Raw genomic sequence first — 20,088 nt, 5'->3', positions numbered from 1 at the left:
GACCCGCAGGCCCGCGTTGCTCCGTTAAAGAACTCTTATCACATTCATAAAAATATTAAATTGATATCATTATGGCGTGATGTTAAAATAATATAATAACGAAATTCCACCATCTTGCCCGTTTGCCGAAAGATGCTGATAAATACGGCATTTTTACCCAGCCGCCGTTCAGCGTCTTTTTTTGAAGGACCTCATGAAAGCAAGCAGGAAAGGTTTTCATACTCCTTCATTCTAAGCGATCCCGGCCAAGAAATGAAGTCGGATTCGATGCATAAGAATCCATTCCTTCGTTTATTCACAAATTTCTCATAGAAAGGTTGCATCCCAGTGAAAGAGAACCGTTTAGGATTGCCGCCGAAGCAAGGCCTGTACGACCCGCAATACGAGAAAGACGCTTGCGGTATGGGCTTTGTGGCTAACATCAAGGGATTGAAATCTCACGCGATCATTCAGCAGGCGCTGACGGTGCTCGAGAACATGGAGCACCGCGGCGGGCAGGGCAGCGAGCCCAACACGGGCGACGGAGCGGGTATTTTGCTTCAAATTCCGCATGCGTTTTTCTCACGCGAACTGAAGGAGCTCGGCATCGAGCTGCCCGCAAGCGGGGAATACGCCGTCGGCATGCTGTTCCTGTCCCAGGACGAGAGCGTGCGCAGCAAGCATGAGCGCGAGTTGGAGGCCATTATCCGCGAGGAAGGCCAGACGCTGATCGGCTGGCGCACGGTTCCGACGAACGACGGGAAGCTTGGACAATCCGCGATCGCGGCGAAGCCGTTCGTTCGCCAGGTGTTCATTGGAAGAGATGCGTCGCTGCAGGATGAGCTTGCCTTCGAGCGCAAGATCTACGTCATCCGCAAGCGCGCCGAGCTGGCGATCCGCTATTCCGGCACGGAAGGCGCGGACAGCTTCTATTTCTCCAGCTTCTCGAGCAAGAAAATCGTGTACAAGGGGATGCTGACGACCGAGCAGGTTCGTTCTTTCTATGCAGAGTTGAACGACGAAGCCATGGAAACCGCCATCGCCCTGGTTCACTCCCGTTTCTCGACGAACACGTTCCCGAGCTGGGAGCGCGCGCATCCGTACCGTTACCTGATCCACAACGGCGAGATCAACACGCTGCGCGGCAACGTCAACTGGATGCATGCCCGCCAGACGCTGTTCGCGTCCGAATTGTTCGGCGAAAGCCTGGATAAGATCAAGCCGATCATCAATCCGGACGGATCCGATACGGCGATGTTCGACAATACGCTGGAATTCCTGTACCTCTCCGGCCGCTCGCTTCCGCATGCCGCCATGATGATGGTGCCCGAGCCGTGGTCCAATCACGAAGGCATGAGCGACGAGAAGAAAGCGTTCTATGAATACCACAGCACGCTGATGGAGCCGTGGGACGGACCGGCCGCGATGGCGTTCACCGACGGCACGCAGATCGGCGCGATCCTCGACCGGAACGGTCTGCGTCCCGCGCGTTATTACGTAACCAAAGACGACGTCATCATTCTCGGATCCGAGGCGGGCACCGTCCACGTCGACCCGGAGAACATCCTGTATAAAGACCGCCTGCGTCCGGGACGCATGCTGCTCGTCGATACGAAGGCTGGCCGCATCGTCTCCGACGAAGAGGTCAAAGCGCAAATCGCTTCCGAGCATCCGTACCGCGAATGGCTCGACGAGCATCTCGTAGGGCTTGACGATCTGCCTGACGCGCCGGAGCTTCCGGAACCGGACCACGATACGGTCGAGCAGCGCCAACAAGCGTTCGGCTACACGTTCGAGGATCTGCGCAAAGTGCTCGAGCCGATGGCCGGCAGCGGCGTAGAGCCGATCGCTTCCATGGGTTACGACGCGCCGCTGGCCGTTCTGTCGGAGCGCCCGCAGCGTCTGTTCAACTACTTCAAGCAAGTGTTCGCGCAGGTGACGAACCCGCCGATCGACGCGATCCGCGAGGAAATCATCACGGCGACGGGCACGACGCTCGGCCCGGAGCGCAACCTGCTCAATCCGGAGCCGGAGAGCGCCCGCCAGATTCGCCTGGCGTCGCCGGTGCTGTCGAACGAGGAGTTCGCGAAGCTGCGCCACGTGCGCCGTCCGGGCTTCAAGTCGATTACGCTTCCGACGTTGTTCAATGCCGCCGAAGGCGTGGATGGCCTTCGTTTCGCCATTCAGCAGATGTGCGATGCCGCCGACCGCGTCATCGGCAAAGGCCATAACGTCCTGATCCTGTCCGACCGCGGCGTGGATCGCGAGAACGCGGCGATTCCTTCGCTGCTGGCCGTATCCGCCCTGCATCACCATCTTATTCGCGAGGGATCCCGGACGAAGGTCAGCATTTTGCTGGAATCCGGCGAGCCGCGCGAGGTGCATCACTTCGCGCTGCTGCTCGGCTACGGCGTGAGCGCGATCAATCCGTATCTTGCCTTCGAGACGCTGGACGACATGATTCGCCAAGGCCTGCTCAAGGGCGTGACGCACGAGAAAGCGGTCAAGAACTTCATCAAAGCCGCGACCAAGGGCGTCGTGAAGATTTTGTCCAAAATGGGCATCTCGACGATTCAATCGTATCGCGGCGCGCAGCAATTCGAAGCGGTCGGCTTGACGGAAGAGCTCGTCGACGCGTACTTCACGTGGACGCCGACCCGCATCGGCGGCATCGGTCTCGACGTGATTACCGATGAAACGCTGAAGCACCATAACCGCGCGTTCGCCGAACAGGAAGGCCGCGTCAAGGAGCTGGACTCCGGCGGCGAATACCAATGGCGCAAAGACGGCGAAGACCACCTGTTCAGCCCGCAGACGATCCATACGCTGCAGATGGCTTCCCGCGCCAACGACTATAAGCTGTACAAGAAGTTTTCGGCGCTCGTGCAGGGCGAAGACAAGAAGCATCTGACGCTCCGCTCGCTGCTCGATTTCAATTTCAATTCGGAACCGGTGCCGCTGGACGAAGTCGAATCGGTGGAATCCATCGTGAAACGCTTCAAGACGGGCGCCATGTCGTACGGTTCGATCAGCCGGGAAGCGCATGAGGCGCTGGCGATCGCGATGAACCGCATCGGCGGACGTTCCAACACCGGCGAAGGCGGCGAGGATCCGGCGCGCTTCATTCCGGACGCGAACGGCGATTCCCGCCGCAGCGCGATCAAGCAGGTCGCTTCCGGTCGTTTCGGCGTCACGAGCAATTACTTGGTCAACGCCGACGAGATCCAAATCAAAATGGCGCAAGGCGCGAAGCCGGGCGAAGGCGGCCAGCTGCCTGGACGCAAAGTCTACCCTTGGGTAGCCGAAGTCCGCGGTTCCACGCCGGGCGTGGGCCTCATCTCGCCTCCGCCGCATCATGACATCTATTCCATCGAGGATCTGGCCGAGCTGATTCACGATCTCAAGAACGCCAATCCTCGCGCGCGCATCAACGTGAAGCTCGTATCCGAAGTAGGCGTCGGCACGATCGCCGCGGGCGTAGCCAAAGGCCGCGCGGACGTCATCCTCGTCAGCGGTTATGACGGCGGCACGGGCGCATCGCCGCTCGCCTCCATCCGCCATGCGGGCATGCCGTGGGAGCTCGGCCTTGCCGAGACGCATCAGACGCTGATGCTCAACAACCTTCGCGACCGCGTGGTCGTGGAGACGGACGGCAAAATCATGAACGGCCGCGACCTGGCGATCGCTACCTTGCTCGGCGCGGAAGAATTCGGCTTCTCGACGGCTCCGCTCGTCGTGCTCGGCTGCATCATGATGCGCGTCTGCCAGCTGGACACGTGTCCGGTCGGCGTCGCGACGCAGAACCCGGATCTGCGCAAGAAATTCATGGGCGATCCGAGCCACGTGGCGAATTATATGCTGTTCGTCGCGCAAGAATACCGCGAGATCATGGCGGAGCTCGGTTTCCGCACCGTGAGCGAAATGGTCGGCCGCGTGGACCGTCTGCAAACCAAAGACCTGATCGATCACTACAAGCTGAAAGGCATCGATCTTCGTCCGCTGCTGCACCAAATGGAGGTTCCTCAGGATGCCGCCCGTTACAACACGCAGCAGCAGGATCATAAATTGGAAGAGTCGCTCGACATGCAGCATTTGCTGACGCTGGCCCAGCCGGCGATCGAGTCGGGCGAGCGCGTGCGCGCGACGCTGCCGATCACGAACATCAACCGCGTCGTCGGTACGATCGTGGGCAGCGAAGTGACCCGCAAGCATGGCGCAGCAGGTCTGCCGGAAGACACGATCTCGTTCCACTTCGTCGGCTCGGCTGGCCAAAGCTTCGGCGCGTTCGTGCCGAAGGGCATTACGCTCTCCTTGGAAGGCGACTCCAACGACTATGTCGGCAAAGGGCTTTCCGGCGGCAAGATCATCGTCGCTCCGTCTCCGAAGGCGACCTTCAAGGCGGAAGAGAACGTCATTATCGGCAACACCGCGTTCTACGGCGCGACGAACGGGGAAGCGTATATCCGCGGTATCGCGGGCGAGCGCTTCGCGGTCCGGAACTCCGGCGTGAACGTCGTCGTCGAAGGCGTGGGCGACCACGGCTGCGAATACATGACGGGCGGACGCGTCGCCATTCTCGGCGGAACCGGCCGCAACTTCGCGGCAGGCATGTCCGGCGGCGTCGCCTACATCCTGGACGAAGCCGGCGACTTCTACAAGCACTGCAACATCGAAATGGTGCTGCTCGAGCGCGTCGAAGAAACCCGCGACGTCGAAGAGCTGCAGCGCATGCTGAAGCGCCACGCCGAGTATACCGGCAGCGCGGTGGCTGACCGTCTGCTGTCCGATTGGGAAACGTCCTTGACCAAGTTCGTCAAGGTCATCCCGAAAGACTACAAACGAATGCTCGAGCAAATCGAGAAAATGGAACAAACCGGCCTCGCCGGCGACGAAGCGCTGCTCGCGGCCTTTGAAGCCAATATGAAAGAACTCGCGCGCGTGGGCGGGAATTAAGTCGTAATAAAGTGATAGACAATAAAAAGCTGGCAGCGAATTTATTCGCTGTCAGCTTTTTTAATATTTATTAGCTAAATGTTAGCGTTATTAACAAATTTGGATAATTCTCTCATAATCGACAAAATAACAAGTGAATTGTGAGAATGGTCCCACAACCTTCGACATCCTTTTCGAATTCTTTTGGCTATACTAGATAAAGACAATCATTGTAGAGATAAAATCCAATGGAGGAAGTCGAGTGGAAAGGATGGTTTTGAAACATCCGTGATTCAGGAGCCGACTGTTCAAAAGAGAAAGACATTTAAAGAGAGAAGGTATTGGGGAATGAAGAGGAGCGAAATTGAAAGTCAGGAAGCCGAAAAAAAACCTCCAGCAGTGGTATTGGACATTCAAACGATCGTACAGCAGCTTGGTATTAATCTTGCTAACTGGCCCGATGACCTGCCTCAATTAAATGTGGGCGATAAATAACAAACGTAACTTTCCTAATCCTAATTATTAACCGCTACATAGATAATCGAAACGAATAAATAAAAGGAAAAAGCTGTTTTCGGGATTATCCGAAAGCAGCTTTATTAATTTCACATCATCTGTTGCTGTATAGGCTTTATAAATAATGCGCTCGTGAATTAACCTCAGGAGTGCATTTTAATAAAGCGATGCTTATTATTGGCTATTTCATGCTACGTTCTGTTCTTACAAAGGCGATAAACCGTCGCGCTTCTTCAGGGGACAGTTTTAGACCATCTATCGTTAATTCATATCTACTTAAAATGTCGGCTTCCGATAGTTCTAAATGGTCCACAAAATCTCTGACCGGCTCGTCTAGAACACTTTGAGGCAAGTTCGTTCGTCCAACTAAATAATCCACTGAAACTTTAAATAAGTCCGCAAACTTAGACAATGTCTCCGTGTCCGGCTCGCGACGGTTCTTTTCATAATGAGACAAGGCTGCACGCGAAATCCCAAGTAGTCCTGCAGTTTGTTCCTGAGTCCAACCTCGGTCGTCCCTCAGTTTAGAAATCCGGCTGCCGATATTCATTATTTTCCTCCTACTTATCAATATACTCATATTAATAGAATATGTGGTTTTTTGCATTCAATGAAACAAAACGTCGCAAAATAGGGCCATAATTATAAAAATAGGATTGACAATATACAAAACGTATCTTAAAGTAAGCAATATACATGTTACGAACTGTATCGTCGCTTTTTAGTATTAAGTATTGCCACGGATTATCATTCTATTCACGATGACGCAAGCGGAACTCGATCATTCTGCAAATCAAGGAGGAAACGTATGAAAAGGAGATCTGTCGTGTTGTTTTCAGCACCAATATCGGTCGCGGTTATTTTTTTTATTTTCTGGATGTATCCATCGCATGATCGTACGGAGCTGAGCCCAAAGCCCGCTTTGAATAAGCCGTCCATCGTGCAGAAGCTTCAGAAGACTGCCGCGACAAAAGGCAAGGTTACGATTGTTGCGCTTGGAAGCAGCGTGACGCGGGGATCGGGTGCAAGCGGATATAAGACCACGTGGCCCAACCGACTTTTTGACTTCCTCGACGCTATGAAGCCCCTGTCCCATAAAATCGAAATCGTCAATGATGGTAATCCAGGGTTCACGACTAAACATATGCTCGACAATACCGCTCAAATCAATGAAATTATTCGCTCGAAGCCGGACTTGGTTCTGTTCGAAACTTGTATCTTGAACGATGTGAAGGCCCCGCTGCCGATCGAGACGACGCTGAGTAACTTAGACGCAATCGTAGAAAAACTCCAAACGGGTCTTCCCAATGCGTTGATCGTCGTGCAATCTCCGAATCCCGAGCGCGATAATGACGCCAAGAACAAACTTGGATTAAGTTATAGCGATTATGCGGAAAAAACCAAGCAGCACGCGGCCGAAAAAAAATGGATTTATCTCGATGTTTACAACGAGTTTTTTGTTTCTCTGAAAGAAAATAATTTGAAACTCCAGGATGTCATATCGCAGGACGGCATTCATCCGAATGATCGAGGTTATGAAATTTGGTGCGGAATCGTATCTGAATTTTTGATGACTTACCGATAACGGTTTCGCCGCAGACGAAAGAAAGGGAGACGAGACGTGAAGAGATGGCTAAAGCTCAGTCTATTATCGATAACCGTTCTACTGATAGGGGGAGGTGCTTACAGTTATTATGCTTTGCTTCCTTCGCGTCACTTTTCCCATACGGATATTCCCGTCCTTGTAAAACCGATTCAGAGCGAAACCAAGAGCGAAGACAGCGCAAACGATTCCATGCGTACCGATAATTCTGATCCCGCAGCTTCGACAAATCAAGAAAACGACAATCAGGATGAAAATGCATTCAATGTACTCGTCCTCGGACTTGATGCCAGGGGCAACGAAAACTCAAGGTCGGATGTCATTATGGTCGTCAGAGTGAAGCCGAAGGAAGGAAAAGCGAATATCGTATCCATCCCACGGGACACTAGGGTCTATGTGGATGGCATCGGAATGACTAAAATCAATCACGCTCATATCGTGGGGGAACTGAGAGGCGGCACGAAGGAAGGGACGCAAACCGCGCTGCAGACCGTGAGCAACTTGTTGAATGTTCCGATCAATTATTACATAAAAACGGACTTTAAAGGATTCGAGAATTTTATCGATACGATCGGCGGCGTCAATGTTCATATTAATGAAGCATTGTTTTTGCGGGCAATAAGCGTAACGCTTCCGCCCGGCGATCAAATCATTGATGGAAAAACCGCGCTGGGACTCGTCCGCGAACGATGGGCATTCAATGACGGCGACTTCGGACGGCAAACCGAACAATCGCAGATTTTGCAGTCCGTCGCGGAACAGCTGCTAAGTCCGAAACATCTTCCCGAATTGGCCGGCCTTCTTGTGAAACTGAAGTCGGATATATTGGATACCAATCTGAAAGAGGACGACTTAATCAGCTTGGCATGGTTGCTGAAGGGCATGAAGAAGGACGATTTTGATTATGTCCAGGTTCCGGGAAGTAGCGGCTACGAGATGGATCCGATGGTGGGGTCGAAGCTGTATTATTGGATTCCCGACAAGCAACTGTTGGCTGGACTAAGCGATAAGTACCTGAGGTAATTCGCGCCTGCGGAAAGGGGGTGCTAACCATTGCAAGGTGTCAAGCCGATTCGAAATCCGGCTACGATTAAACAAATGGAAGCTTATTTGTCTCGCCGCTCGATGCGGGACTGGATGCTGTTCGCAATCGGCATTCGTTCGGGGCTCCATTTACATGATTTGCTGCACTTGCGCGTCGGTGACTTAATTGGAAAGAACGAAATTAAGGTCATTGAAAGCAAAACGGGAAAAGAAAAGCGCTTTACCCTTGACGATCATATGAAAATGATTATCGAACAATATTGCCGGAATCTGAATCTTGATGCAGAGCACTATCTATTCAGCTCCAAACGTACGGGAACGCCAATAAAAAGGGTTCGGGTCTACCGCATTCTTAACGAGGCGGCGAAGGAAGTAGGTTTATCGGATATCGGGACGCATACGATGCGCAAAACCTTCGGCTATCATTTTTATAAACGGACAGGTGATATCAGGCTGTTAAAAGAGTATTTCAATCATTCCGCTCCTTCAGTCACGCTTCGGTATATCGGAGCCGGCTTGGAAGCTGAATAGCCTGCCCTAGTCTTGATAGGAGGGCTATTAATGGATCGGCGTGGCAAAATGGAAAACCCTATAACCAGAAGACGGGCGTTGTACATATTAAGCGGGGTTGCCGTGGGTCTTGCGGCAGGAATAAAATGGCCGTTTCGAAAATCGGAAACGACGATCATTCGCCAAGAGATTGATCTTTCGGACCAATACACGGACGTCAAAGCTTTCGGGGCAAAAGGAGACGGAGTCACGGATGATTATCGAGCCATTATGAGAGCAGTCAAGGCTGCGTCCGATGGAAACCGCATCCTGTACTTTCCAAGAGGGAAGTACGTATGCTCCGGTACGATCGAACTTCCGGTTACGGAGCGTCCCAATACGGCAGGAACGTCCGGTTCTGGTTTTAAGATCGTTGGCGCGGGGATGTATGATTCGGGGATCTTATACACGGGTTCGGAATATGCGATTCAGTCCGTTCATGAATTGGCCGAAAGCGTGTCGTTCAAGGATTTCTATGTCAATCACGCAAGGGGAGGCGGTATTCGCCTGCCGCAAGGCGCACATCAGGTATTCGAGCGGTTCTTCTCCAGCGCGTGCGGAAAAGGAAAATACGGCGTTCTAATTGAAGGCGCCAAGTCGAATGGTCATAAAAAAGGGTCGGGCGCATATATGATCTCGTTGACGAATTGCAGGTTTTGGAGCGAGAAAGGGTATTTGGGCACCGGCCTTAGACTGGAGGACGTGCAATTATGTGCGCGTATTGAAAGTTGCTTCTTCTCGACGTTGACGGTTGACCGGAGTCACCTTGAACTCTTTCGCACGTACGGCGTACAAGTCGATAATTGTGCTTTCGAACGACTGGAGGATCCAGAGAGCAAAGCGCCGTTGATTACGATCGATCAGTCGCACGCGGTATCGATTATGGGCTGCCATGCCGAAGCGACGTTCGAGAGCTTCGTCGGCATAAAGGGCCATAGCTCCAACGTCCGCATCGACGGCTGCCGGGTGGATCATTACGCGATCACGCCGTTTAACTACCAGAGCGGATTTATCGTATCCGTGGACAGCAAATCCACCAGATCCAGAAAAATTATCGTGGGCGATCTGAATTATTGTTTGCAATCCAACCATCAAGACGCCGTGCATGGATCCATGATCGATGACCCCGTTGGTTGCGTGACCGTCATGGGGTACGAGGATGCTACTCCTTTCCAGCAGGATTGGGAGCGGAGAACGGTGTCCGTCATGGGAAACGCGGGGCACAACGTGATCTCTAACCCGGGACTCTATTCGAATGTTCGAGACGGCATTCCGAATAATGTCCAAGTGACGGGAGAAGCGATTCGGTTTGAACAATTGGAGCCTTCAGGCTGCCGGTTAAGCTCCAGTCGCGACACAGGTTCATCCCGAATATGGATGACGACTGTCGAGAGCATGAATAAGTATCCCGATTATACGCTGTTCATCGTCGGCAGCAATCGATCAGGCAAATCAATGCCCATGGCGGTTGAAGCGGGAAGCCGCAAAGCCGTGCCAAGCCTGTTATGGCCAAGCGGCATGGAACGATTTACGCAATGCATGCATCTGAGAGCGGTCGACGGCAATAAAATCTCGTTTACGATCAACGGGCCATTCGAACTCGACTTATTCGGGGTGTATCTTGTTCCGAATATCACCATGCAAGCGCCTTATGGCTCGGAGCTGTTGGCGGGCTCCAAGCTTCACGTAGGCAGGGAAATTCGCTTCGCCGATATGATTCCGGAACAGCCTGGCGAAATCGGTGACATCGTGTTCAACGGTTCTCCTGCTGAGGGAGGCAGGATCGGTTGGACGTATACGGCGAATGGCTGGAAATCGTTTGGAAGTATTGATTAAAACGTGTTCTGAACAATTGGCTTGACAAGATTCATTTCGTATCTTAATTTAGAGTGAGGCGTATGATACGAATTGTATCAAAAACAATCGAAGTCTACTATAAAAAAGAGGTGTCTAGATGGCGCTGCAAACGGTTAAGAAGCCAATCATAATGGACGTGAATCCATCGTCTCCCGTATCCGAAGCCTATCGTACGCTTAGAACGAATATCGATTTGAGCCAGGACGAATATAAACCGAGGGTTATCACGGTAACTTCGTCCCAGCATAGCGAAGGCAAGACAACGACGGCCGTCAATATGGCGGTTGCATTTGCTCAGACGGATAAAAAGGTGCTGCTGATCGACGCAGCGCTTCGGAATCCTTCATTGCACTATATTTTCAAACTTCGCAACACCGGCGGCTTAAGCAGTTTGTTGCAAAATCTGCACGGCATTCATGAAATGGTACGCGAGACGCATATTCCGAATTTATCCGTGCTCACGTCGGGTCCTACTCCGGCGAATCCTTCAGACATTTTATCCAATAAAAATTTGGAATTGCTGCTGACGGCGTATAAGGAGCATTTCGACATCATTATCGTGGATACGCCTCCTGCTCTAACGGTATCCGATGCGCAAATCATTGCGGCTAAGAGCGACGGCGTTCTGTTAATCGTACAATACGGCAAAGTAAAGAAGGATCTGATTCGTAAGGTGAAAATGAGCATGGAGCATGTGCATGCGAAGATCCTGGGCGTGGTCATCAATAAGATTGATAAAAGATATATGGGTTCTTAAGGAAGGTAGGCGGGAGAGTCATGGAAATTAAAGAGTTCGTCAAAGTAGTTACCAAGAGGCTGGGTATTGTGCTGACGCTTTTCATCCTGATAACGGGGGCAACGGTTTATTACGCGTACTACATCTTGAAGCCCGAATATCAGGCTACCAGCAATATGGTCGTGAACAAAATGATGAGAACCGAAGATACGAATACATTGTCGTACGACGGCTTGCTGGCAAATCGAGGACTCATCGATACCTACAAAAAAATCGTTTTGAATCCGACGATACTGAACAAAGTCGTTGAATTAAATCCGGATCTTCGTTTAACCACGCCGCATCTATTGGAGCAATTGAGCGTCAATTCCGATGAAAACACGCAAATCATTTCGATTTCAGCCGAAAACGAGTCCTATGAACGTTCAGCGAAAATCGTAAATGCAGTCACGAATGTTTTTGTCGCGGAAATCCCCAAAATCATGCGGATCGATAACGTGGTCATCCTCAACCTGGCGCCCGAACAATTCACGAGCGATATCGCTCCTGTCAGCCTCAACCCCGCGCTATACGTGATCGTTGCGTTCATCGCTTCGCTAATCCTGGGAATCGGTTTGGCTCATCTGTTGGAGTATCTGGATGTTACGATTAAGACCGAAGAGGATGTAACGGATGTGATCGGCTATCCAACCGTTGCGATTATTCCTAAAGCGAATGCGATGGAAATAAAATCAAGAAAGTCAAAATTGAAAAACAAAGTCAAAGAGCAGCCAATGTCGTTGAACTCCTGAATCGGATGTGAATGAAATGGAAGCTGTAAATTCCAGAAAACTATACGCGAAGCCGAGAGTCATGTCCACTGCTCATTCTTTTTATAAGCCCGCCGTATCGTTTGCAGCTGCGTTGTTGATCTACGCGGTCCTCAGTACGCCATTTCCGCAAAGCCCCGGCCTCATCGAAGTCGTAATCGCTTGTTTGCTGGCCGTCTCGATCAGCATCCCTGTCTGTCTATTGGCAGCCGGGGGAGGATTTAGACTCCTTCGAAGATACGGCGTGATCCCCATTGCAATTCATATCACATTCTTCTTTTTCCTATGGTGGAACTTGATGAATGGCGTGTTGCTGAAGCATTGGGCAATAAGAGACGTCATACGCGATATTGTCCCTTGCCTGTACTTGTTCATGCCGGTTTTTCTTCTGCCGGTCATGTCGAAGGCAAAAGCCGAATGGGCAAAATTGCTGCCGTGGTTGATTGCTGGCATTGGCGTGATACTATCCCTTCGTTTTTACCATATAACGGGCATCTCGATATTGGATATAGGAAAGAGTTATTACCAGGATAATCTGCTCTATATTCCGTATGATCCAAGCGTGGCCTTCGCCGGTATTTTTCTGCCCCTAATGGCGTTTCATACCTTTACGTGGGGCAATATGCGACGAATGGCAGCAAGTCTAATGATGATCATCGGAGGAGGCATCGCGCTCGGTTCTTTAATGGCGGTCGCACAAAGAGCTCCTCTCGGTTTGGCGTGCCTATGCTTTCTTCTCTATATCGTCTGTTATGCCTTTAAGTCGTTCAAGAAGTTTTTGATGGCGGTCGTCATGCTGCTCGTAGCCGTTTGGATAGGGTTTAGTCAAATCCAAGGTTCGATTGCGCTGCTGGAAGCCAAGCAAGAGGCATTCGGAGCCAACGGCAAATTCGATGAGCTGTATGCGGTTTTTCACGAGTTGGCCAATAGCCCGGATTCCTTGTTATTCGGCTTAGGCTGGGGAGGACTGTTTCATGATCCCGCTGTCAACTATGTGGCGGTTTCCTATACGCATTCCCTGATCACGTATTTTCTTCTGAAAGGCGGATTAATCGGGCTGCTCATCATGTGCATATACATGATCTGGCTGTTACGCAATTTTTTCGGTTCGATAACGATAGAAAAGCTTCCGATTCTATTCGGCTCCGCAGTCCCTTTGATAATAGGCATGTTTTTTCAAGTCAGCTATAAGGCGCTTCCGTACGGACTTATTTTGACGCTGGTATGCCTGACGAGAATGAATCTTGAGGCTGAAAAAGCCGCAAAACTAGCCGCGCGGAAGAGCATGGAAAAAACAGCGCTTTCTTGATACGTTTTGTAGTATTTTGCTAAAATCCACTTGACAAGTTACAGAATGTATCATAAATTAGGACTAGAAGCAGTGATACGATTTGTATCAATCGAGAGCGCTTCTCTAGCAAGTTGAATAAAACCTGCGGCTTCTGGATGAAAACGGCATTCTTATTGTTTTTTTTGAAAAACACCTGAAAGTTTTCTGAAAATTAGGTTCACGGAGGTTGGCAATGGAGTTTAAAGAGTACATCAAAATTGTCAAACGAAGGATTTACCTTATTCTGGCTTGCAGCATTCTAGTAGGCGCATTTACCGCGTACATCAGCTACATGAAGCTGCCGAACGAATATCAGGCCAACGTTAAGCTGATCGTCAACCGTTCGACGCCGCTGGAAGATTACAAGCTCGACATCAACGAAGTCAATACCAACATCAGGCTTATCAATACATATAAGGAAATCATGAAGACCAGGGCGATTATGGATAAGGTTGTCACCCAGTATCCGGAGCTTCATATCAATTCCGATCAACTTCTCAGCAACTTCACCGTTAGCTCCGTCAACGATACGCAAGTGATGACGATCAGCGTTAGGGATCAAACCTATAAACGGGCTGCCGATATTGCAAATGCCATATCGATCGTCTTTCAATCCGAAATCGTCTCGATTTACAAGGTGGATAACGTCATTATATTGAGCGACGCCAACCCCGCCGATAAAGCCGCGCCCGTAACGCCCAACCCCGTGAAAAATACGTTTCTGGCTTTCATCGTATCGCTGATTGCCCTTACCGGTATTGTATTTATCCTGCATTACTTGGATGACACGGTGAAGACCGAAAGAGACGTCATGGATACGCTTGGCCTAACGACCTTCGCTGCCGTAGCCAAAGCCAAAAACCGCGACTACAAATCGCCGCGGGATAATAATAGAAATCGGCCGATTAACGAAGCGCCAGTGGCAACGGTCAATCAATAACGGTTTTCATAGCGGGCAGCATGCAAATAGAACGTTCAGGTAATGCCTACTGTACCTTTATAACTGTAGGCACTCGGTCACGCTGTGGGTTTGCGAACCTTAGACGTTCATCGTCGATGGTGTGATGTGAGGACGGGTTAGATGCCCTTTTTATTCGAAGCTTGTTCCAACTTGATTGTTTTGCCGTGCTTGCCAAAACAATTGCGTTGGAACGGTAACGTTACACGCAAGCTGATGTACTTACGATTCGGAAGCCTTGTAGATGCATTCTCCAAAACCAGTCATTCGAGTATAAATGCCTGCGAGCACATGAGATTAATTTGAGGGACGGTGTGAAACCTTGGATAAAGACGCGAAAATTTACGTGGCCGGGCATAGAGGGCTCGCCGGGTCGGCAATCGTTCGCAAATTGAGGGCTGAAGGATACGACAATCTCGTGGTGCGAACGTCTTCGGAGCTCGATTTGAGGGATTTCGAAGCCACGCTGGACTTTTTCAAACAAGAATCCATTGATTGCGTATTTTTGGCGGCGGCCAAAGTAGGCGGCATTATCGCCAACAACGAACAACCGGCAACGTTTATCCGCGATAATTTGCGCATCCAGACCAATGTTATCGATGCTTCGTATTTAACCGGCGTCGGTAAACTTTTATTCCTGGGGAGCACGTGCATCTATCCGAAATTCGCTCCGCAGCCCATGAAAGAAACGGATCTGCTGACCGGCGAACTGGAACCGACGAACGAGCCATACGCAATCGCGAAAATCGCGGGCATTACAATGTGCAAATCCTACAACAGGCAATACGGAACAAACTATATTTCGGTCATGCCGACAAATTTGTACGGCCCGAACGATAACTTCGAACTGGCGCATTCGCATGTATTGCCCGCCTTGATGCGGAAGTTCCACGAAGCCAAAAAAAATGGTCTCCCGGCTGTCGAAATTTGGGGGACAGGTATGCCGCGCAGGGAGTTCATGCATGCGGATGACCTGGCGGATGCTTGTTTGTTTCTGATGAAAAATTACAGCGAAAATGAAATCGTCAATATCGGCGTCGGAGAGGATATCTCGATTCGGGAGCTTGCGCTGCTGCTCAAAGGGCTGGTTGGATTCGAAGGCGACCTTATTTTTGATACGTCGAAACCGGACGGGACGCCGCGCAAGTTGGTCGACGTCACCAAATTGAACGGCTTGGGCTGGAAGTCCAAGATCGATCTGCACCAAGGTCTCGCTCAAACCTACCGTTGGTTTCTGGAAGCCGAAGCGAATTTAAGATCCGTTGTCATTCAATAGGAAGTTCTCAGGAGGGGATACGATGAAGAGAGCATTAATTACAGGCGTAACCGGCCAAGACGGATCGTACTTGGCAGAGTTTTTGTTGGAGAAAGGTTATAAGGTGTTTGGTCTCCGTCGTCGTACGAGCACGCCGAATTACGAGAATGCGATTAAGATCAGAGACCGGATTGAATGGGTTTCCGGCGATTTGACGGACCTTGCTTCGCTGATTGAAGCCGTCCGCCTATCCGATCCTGACGAGGTCTATAACCTTGCCGCCCAATCCTATGTCGCGGCATCGTGGCCGCAGCCGATTACGACGGGGCATATCACGGCCCTTTGCGTGACCAACATGCTGGAAGCCGTTCGTATCGCAAAACCGGATGCGAGATTTTATCAAGCCTCCAGCAGCGAAATGTTCGGCAAGGTGCTGGAAGTGCCTCAAAAGGAAACGACGCCGTTCTATCCTCGGAGCCCTTACGGGGTCGCCAAAGTCTACGGGCACTGGATCACGGTCAACTATCGCGAAAGCTTCGGCATGTACGCCTGCTCGGGCATTCTCTTCAATCACGAGTCTCCGCGGAGGGGACTGGAGTTCGTAACCCGCAAAATTACGGATGGCGTAGCCCGGATAAAGCTCGGCCTTCAAACAGAGCTTCGATTGGGAAATATCGACGCGCTGCGGGATTGGGGATATGCCGGAGATTATATAAAAGCCATGTGGCTGATGCTTCAACAGGAAGAACCGGACGATTACGTGATTTCAACGGAAGAAACGCATTCCGTCAAGGAGTTTCTCGAAACCGCGTTTTCGTTCGTTGGATTGGATTACCGGGATTATGTCGTCTTGGATTCCAAATTCGTCCGTCCGGCCGAAGTGGATCTCTTGATCGGGGACTGTTCCAAAGCGAAGCAAAAACTCGGATGGAAGCAGGAAGTAAGCTTCAGCGAGCTCGTTCACATGATGGTGGCGGAAGATATCAAACGCGTGCGGGCCGAAATCAGCTATCATAAGGCGCTTACGAGCGACCAGGAAGTCGGGCAATTGATTTAACCTGCGTCAATGATATAAGGAGCTGTGAGGAATGGAAAATCGGATACGGTTAGACAGGTATGATCAGAGCTGGTTTGCCAGAGGACGCAGCAATGCGGTGGTCGTCTTGTGGTGGCTTGTCCAAGGCTCGCTCTTTCGTTATTCCCTTCAGCCGATGTATGCGTGGCGCCGATTTCTGCTGCGATTGTTCGGCACGGAAATCGGCGAAGGCGTTCAAATCCGACCGACCGCTAAAATCACCTATCCATGGAAGCTAAAGATCGGCGCCCACGCCTGGATCGGCGATGAATGCGAACTATACAGCTTGGATTACATTCATATCGGAAATCACTGCGTCATATCGCAGCGCAGCTATCTGTGCACAGGGTCCCATTCTCTCCAGGATCCGAATTTTGGTTTGATTACCAAACCGATCGCGGTGAAGGACGGGGCCTGGGTTGCAAGCGACGTCTTCATCTACCCCGGCGTTACGATCCATGAGATGGGCGTCGCAGCGGCGAGAAGTACGGTCACGAAGGATATTCCCGCCGGTCAGGTCTATGCCGGTACACCGGCCAAGTTTCAAAAAATGAGATTTTCTGACAATGAGGAGTACGTGTGAATGAAGAGGAGAATCGTTTTTGTCATTAACTACTTCTACCCTGATTTCGCCTCAACCGGACAACTCATGACTACGTTATGCCTTCATTTGCAAAATGAATTCGATATTACGGTCATAGCGGCCCAGCCGGATAACGTTGAGGACGGTCTTGAGAAGCGCACGAAGCTATTTACCAAAGACATGCTCGAAGGCGTCCAAATCATACGGATCCGGATGCCTGCCGTAGATAAAACCAATAAATTCAGCAGAATGAAATATATCAGCACGTATTTCCTGCTGGCTTTGTTTGTCGTGCTTCGCCAACGCCGTACGAATATCATTTATACGATTTCGTCGCCTCCGATTATCGGCGGACTGATCGGAACGCTTGGCAAAGTATTTAAACGCGCGAAGCATGTTTACAACATCCAGGATTTTAATCCCGAGCAGGCGGAAGCAGTCAGCTTTCTGAAACAAAGCTGGGTCTTCCGGGTGGCCAAATGGATCGATAATTGGAACTGCAAAATGGCGGACCATATCGTGACGGTCGGCCGCGACATGCAAGAAACGTTGACGAATCGGTTTTCTGGCCGAAACGGAAAAATTCCGAGCAACACCGTAATCAACAACTGGGCCGAAGAAAACGAGATTGTGCCGTTATCGAAGGAGCATCCCAACGTGGAACGTTTCTTGGAGGCAAACAATTTGATAGGCAAATTTATCATCATGTACTCCGGCAATCTCGGACTCTACTACGACTTGGAAAATATTATCCAATTAACATCGCGATTCAAAGACCATCCCGACATTGCTTTTGTCTTTATCGGAGACGGAGCCGTCAAAGACAGAATGAAGCAATTCGTATCGCGTGAGCAGATCGGTAATGTTTTGTTTTTGCCGTTTCAGCCCAAGGAATACATTAAATATTCCCTCAATGCCGCGGATGTCCATCTGGTCGTCAATCAGAAAGGCATCAAAGGGGTTTCGGTGCCAAGCAAGATTTATGGCGTCATGGCATCCGGAAAGCCGATTCTGGGCGTTCTTGAATCCGGCAGCGAAGCTTGCCGTTTGATCGTGGACAGCAATTCCGGCGTCGTGGTGGAGCCAAGGGACTACGACGGCATTTATGCTGCGATCATGATGCTTTACAACATGGGCGAGCATCATCTTCAGGCCGCCGGTCTCCAGGGCAGAAGCTATCTGGAAAGCAATCTGAAGAAGGAGATCTCATTGGAAAAATACCGCTATTTGCTGCAAAGTCTTTAAAAACCAGAAATATAGGGCAGGTGTAAGAGGATGCCGAGCGATACCAGACGATTAAAAAAGCAAATCGTAATGGACACCAATCCACAGGCTTCCGTCTGTGAGGCATACCGGACGCTCCGGACGAATTTAGAGTATTCATCCGTCAGCGAGAATCACAAGGTCATCATGTTCACTTCGGCACAGAACGGCGACGCCAAAGCGGTAACCGCGATTAATCTAGCCATCGCGTTTGCGCAGACGAACAAAAAGGTGCTTATTATCGATGCCGATTTGCGAAACCCCAGGCTGCAGACCGTATTTGCCGTAAACAATGCGACAGGATTGGCAACGGTGCTCGGCGAGAGCGGCGAGGCGGTAGAAAGCATTCAGCCGACCCATATCGATATGCTTTACGTGCTGCCGTCCGGGCCCATACCATCCAACCCTTCGGAATTGTTGTCCTCTCCCAAATTGTCGATGACGATCGAGGAGCTGCGCCGCTATTTCGATCTTATGATTTTGATTGCCCCAGCTGCAACGCTATCGGATCCTTACATTGTCGCCTCTAGATGCGACGGGGTACTGCTTGTTATTGATTCCGGCAAGGTCGGCCGCAGGGATGCGCTTAAAATCAAGAACGGCCTGAACCATGTCAAAGCGCACGTGCTGGGAGTCGTGCTTAATCAATAGTCAATCATGCCTAAACAGATAAGCAAGTTATTCAATGGATTGGAGAGTGGAAGAGATGAAAAAAGTGAAGAAAGCAATTATCCCCGCAGCTGGCTTAGGCACACGGTTTCTTCCAGCAACAAAGGCTATGCCTAAGGAAATGCTCCCGATTATCGACAAGCCGACGATTCAGTACATCGTGGAAGAAGCGATCGAATCCGGAATCGAAGACATTATCATCGTGACGGGGAAAGGGAAGCGAGCGATCGAAGATCATTTCGATTCCGCATTCGAACTAGAGCACAATCTTTATGAGAAAGGAAAGCTGGAGCTTCTGAAAGAAGTGCAGCGTTCCTCGAAAGTAGAGATTCATTATATCAGGCAGAAAGAGGCCAAGGGACTTGGACACGCGATATGGTGTGCCCGAAAATTCATTGGGGATGAACCGTTTGCCGTACTCTTGGGAGATGACATCGTAGTCGGCGACACGCCTTGCCTGAAACAATTAATACAGCGCTATGATCAAACCGGATCGTCCATTATCGGCGTTCAGGTCGTATCCGAGGAAGAAACGCAGCGATACGGCATTATCGAGGGCACGCGAATCGGAGCGGAATTGTTTCAAATCAACGACCTTGTCGAAAAACCGCCGCTTGGAGAAGCGCCTTCGAATTTGGCCATCATGGGTCGTTACGTTCTTACGCCGGCAATCTTTGATTTTCTGAGCTTGTTCGAACCGGGTGCCGGCGGAGAAATACAACTGACCGATGCCATGCGAAAGCTGAACAAAATTCAGCACATGTATGCCTACCAGTTCCGGGGAACCCGATACGACGTGGGAGAAAAGCTAGGCTTTATATTGACTACGCTTGATTTTGCCCTGAATAACGGCGAGCTTCGCGAACCATTGTTGAATGCACTGAAAGACGTGCTGAATCGTGAACGCATTACCAATGCAATAGGATAGGG

Annotated in this window: 17 protein-coding genes; 16 read left to right on the top strand and 1 reads right to left on the bottom strand. The window is 50.6% G+C overall.

Annotated features, from left to right (window positions below):
* Positions 1–327: 327 nt before the first annotated feature.
* Both gltB and AC50YL_RS14925 read left to right on the top strand, forming a co-directional pair.
* Positions 328–4,932, top strand: a complete 4,605-nt coding sequence (gene gltB / locus AC50YL_RS14930) for a glutamate synthase large subunit (RefSeq protein ID WP_494832993.1) — start codon at positions 328–330, stop codon at positions 4,930–4,932.
* Positions 4,933–5,259: 327 nt separating this feature from the next.
* The gene (locus tag AC50YL_RS14925; protein ID WP_494832992.1) at positions 5,260–5,406 is read left to right on the top strand and encodes a hypothetical protein; all 147 of its coding nucleotides are present in this window, start codon (positions 5,260–5,262) and stop codon (positions 5,404–5,406) included.
* A 202-nt stretch (positions 5,407–5,608) separates the two neighbouring features.
* On the opposite strand, the gene AC50YL_RS14920 is transcribed toward AC50YL_RS14925, so the two are convergent.
* Positions 5,609–5,977, bottom strand: a complete 369-nt coding sequence (locus AC50YL_RS14920) for a helix-turn-helix domain-containing protein (RefSeq protein ID WP_494832991.1) — start codon at positions 5,975–5,977, stop codon at positions 5,609–5,611.
* Between the two features lie 258 nt (positions 5,978–6,235).
* On the opposite strand from AC50YL_RS14920, the gene AC50YL_RS14915 reads away from it, so the two are divergent.
* From AC50YL_RS14915 to galU, 14 genes are all read left to right on the top strand, one after another.
* Positions 6,236–7,012, top strand: a complete 777-nt coding sequence (locus AC50YL_RS14915) for an SGNH/GDSL hydrolase family protein (protein WP_494832990.1) — start codon at positions 6,236–6,238, stop codon at positions 7,010–7,012.
* 36 nt (positions 7,013–7,048) lie between these two features.
* Positions 7,049–8,053, top strand: a complete 1,005-nt coding sequence (locus AC50YL_RS14910) for an LCP family protein (RefSeq protein WP_494832989.1) — start codon at positions 7,049–7,051, stop codon at positions 8,051–8,053.
* 30 nt (positions 8,054–8,083) lie between these two features.
* Entirely contained in the window at positions 8,084–8,605 is a 522-nt protein-coding gene (locus AC50YL_RS14905; RefSeq protein ID WP_494832988.1) for a tyrosine-type recombinase/integrase, read from the top strand.
* A gap of 30 nt (positions 8,606–8,635) precedes the next feature.
* Entirely contained in the window at positions 8,636–10,459 is a 1,824-nt protein-coding gene (locus tag AC50YL_RS14900; protein ID WP_494832987.1) for a glycosyl hydrolase family 28-related protein, read from the top strand.
* 118 nt (positions 10,460–10,577) lie between these two features.
* A complete protein-coding gene (locus AC50YL_RS14895; protein WP_494832986.1) occupies positions 10,578–11,237 on the top strand; it encodes a CpsD/CapB family tyrosine-protein kinase in 660 nt (219 codons plus the stop codon).
* A 20-nt stretch (positions 11,238–11,257) separates the two neighbouring features.
* A complete protein-coding gene (locus tag AC50YL_RS14890; RefSeq protein WP_494832985.1) occupies positions 11,258–12,007 on the top strand; it encodes a YveK family protein in 750 nt (249 codons plus the stop codon).
* 16 nt (positions 12,008–12,023) lie between these two features.
* Positions 12,024–13,334: a hypothetical protein gene (locus tag AC50YL_RS14885; protein ID WP_494832984.1), complete on the top strand. Its 1,311-nt coding sequence runs from the start codon at positions 12,024–12,026 to the stop codon at positions 13,332–13,334.
* 214 nt (positions 13,335–13,548) lie between these two features.
* Positions 13,549–14,295: a YveK family protein gene (locus AC50YL_RS14880; protein WP_494832983.1), complete on the top strand. Its 747-nt coding sequence runs from the start codon at positions 13,549–13,551 to the stop codon at positions 14,293–14,295.
* A gap of 340 nt (positions 14,296–14,635) precedes the next feature.
* Entirely contained in the window at positions 14,636–15,589 is a 954-nt protein-coding gene (locus tag AC50YL_RS14875) for a GDP-L-fucose synthase family protein (RefSeq protein ID WP_494832982.1), read from the top strand.
* Between the two features lie 22 nt (positions 15,590–15,611).
* Positions 15,612–16,625 (top strand): GDP-mannose 4,6-dehydratase, encoded by a 1,014-nt coding sequence (gene gmd, locus AC50YL_RS14870; RefSeq protein WP_494832981.1) that lies wholly within the window; start codon positions 15,612–15,614, stop codon positions 16,623–16,625.
* Positions 16,626–16,656: 31 nt separating this feature from the next.
* Complete coding sequence (locus AC50YL_RS14865) at positions 16,657–17,226, top strand: putative colanic acid biosynthesis acetyltransferase (RefSeq protein ID WP_494832980.1); 570 nt, start codon at positions 16,657–16,659, stop codon at positions 17,224–17,226.
* The gene (locus tag AC50YL_RS14860; protein ID WP_494832979.1) at positions 17,227–18,471 is read left to right on the top strand and encodes a glycosyltransferase family 4 protein; all 1,245 of its coding nucleotides are present in this window, start codon (positions 17,227–17,229) and stop codon (positions 18,469–18,471) included. It abuts the gene before it with no gap.
* Positions 18,472–18,540: 69 nt separating this feature from the next.
* A complete protein-coding gene (locus tag AC50YL_RS14855; RefSeq protein WP_494832978.1) occupies positions 18,541–19,140 on the top strand; it encodes a CpsD/CapB family tyrosine-protein kinase in 600 nt (199 codons plus the stop codon).
* A 55-nt stretch (positions 19,141–19,195) separates the two neighbouring features.
* Positions 19,196–20,086 (top strand): UTP--glucose-1-phosphate uridylyltransferase GalU, encoded by an 891-nt coding sequence (gene galU / locus AC50YL_RS14850; protein WP_494832977.1) that lies wholly within the window; start codon positions 19,196–19,198, stop codon positions 20,084–20,086.
* The last annotated feature ends 2 nt before the right edge of the window (positions 20,087–20,088 follow it).

The organism is Paenibacillus sp. J22P277, from assembly GCF_059383675.1.
The sequence above is the reverse complement of the archived record's forward strand: the minus strand, read 5'-3'. Positions and strand labels throughout refer to the sequence as shown.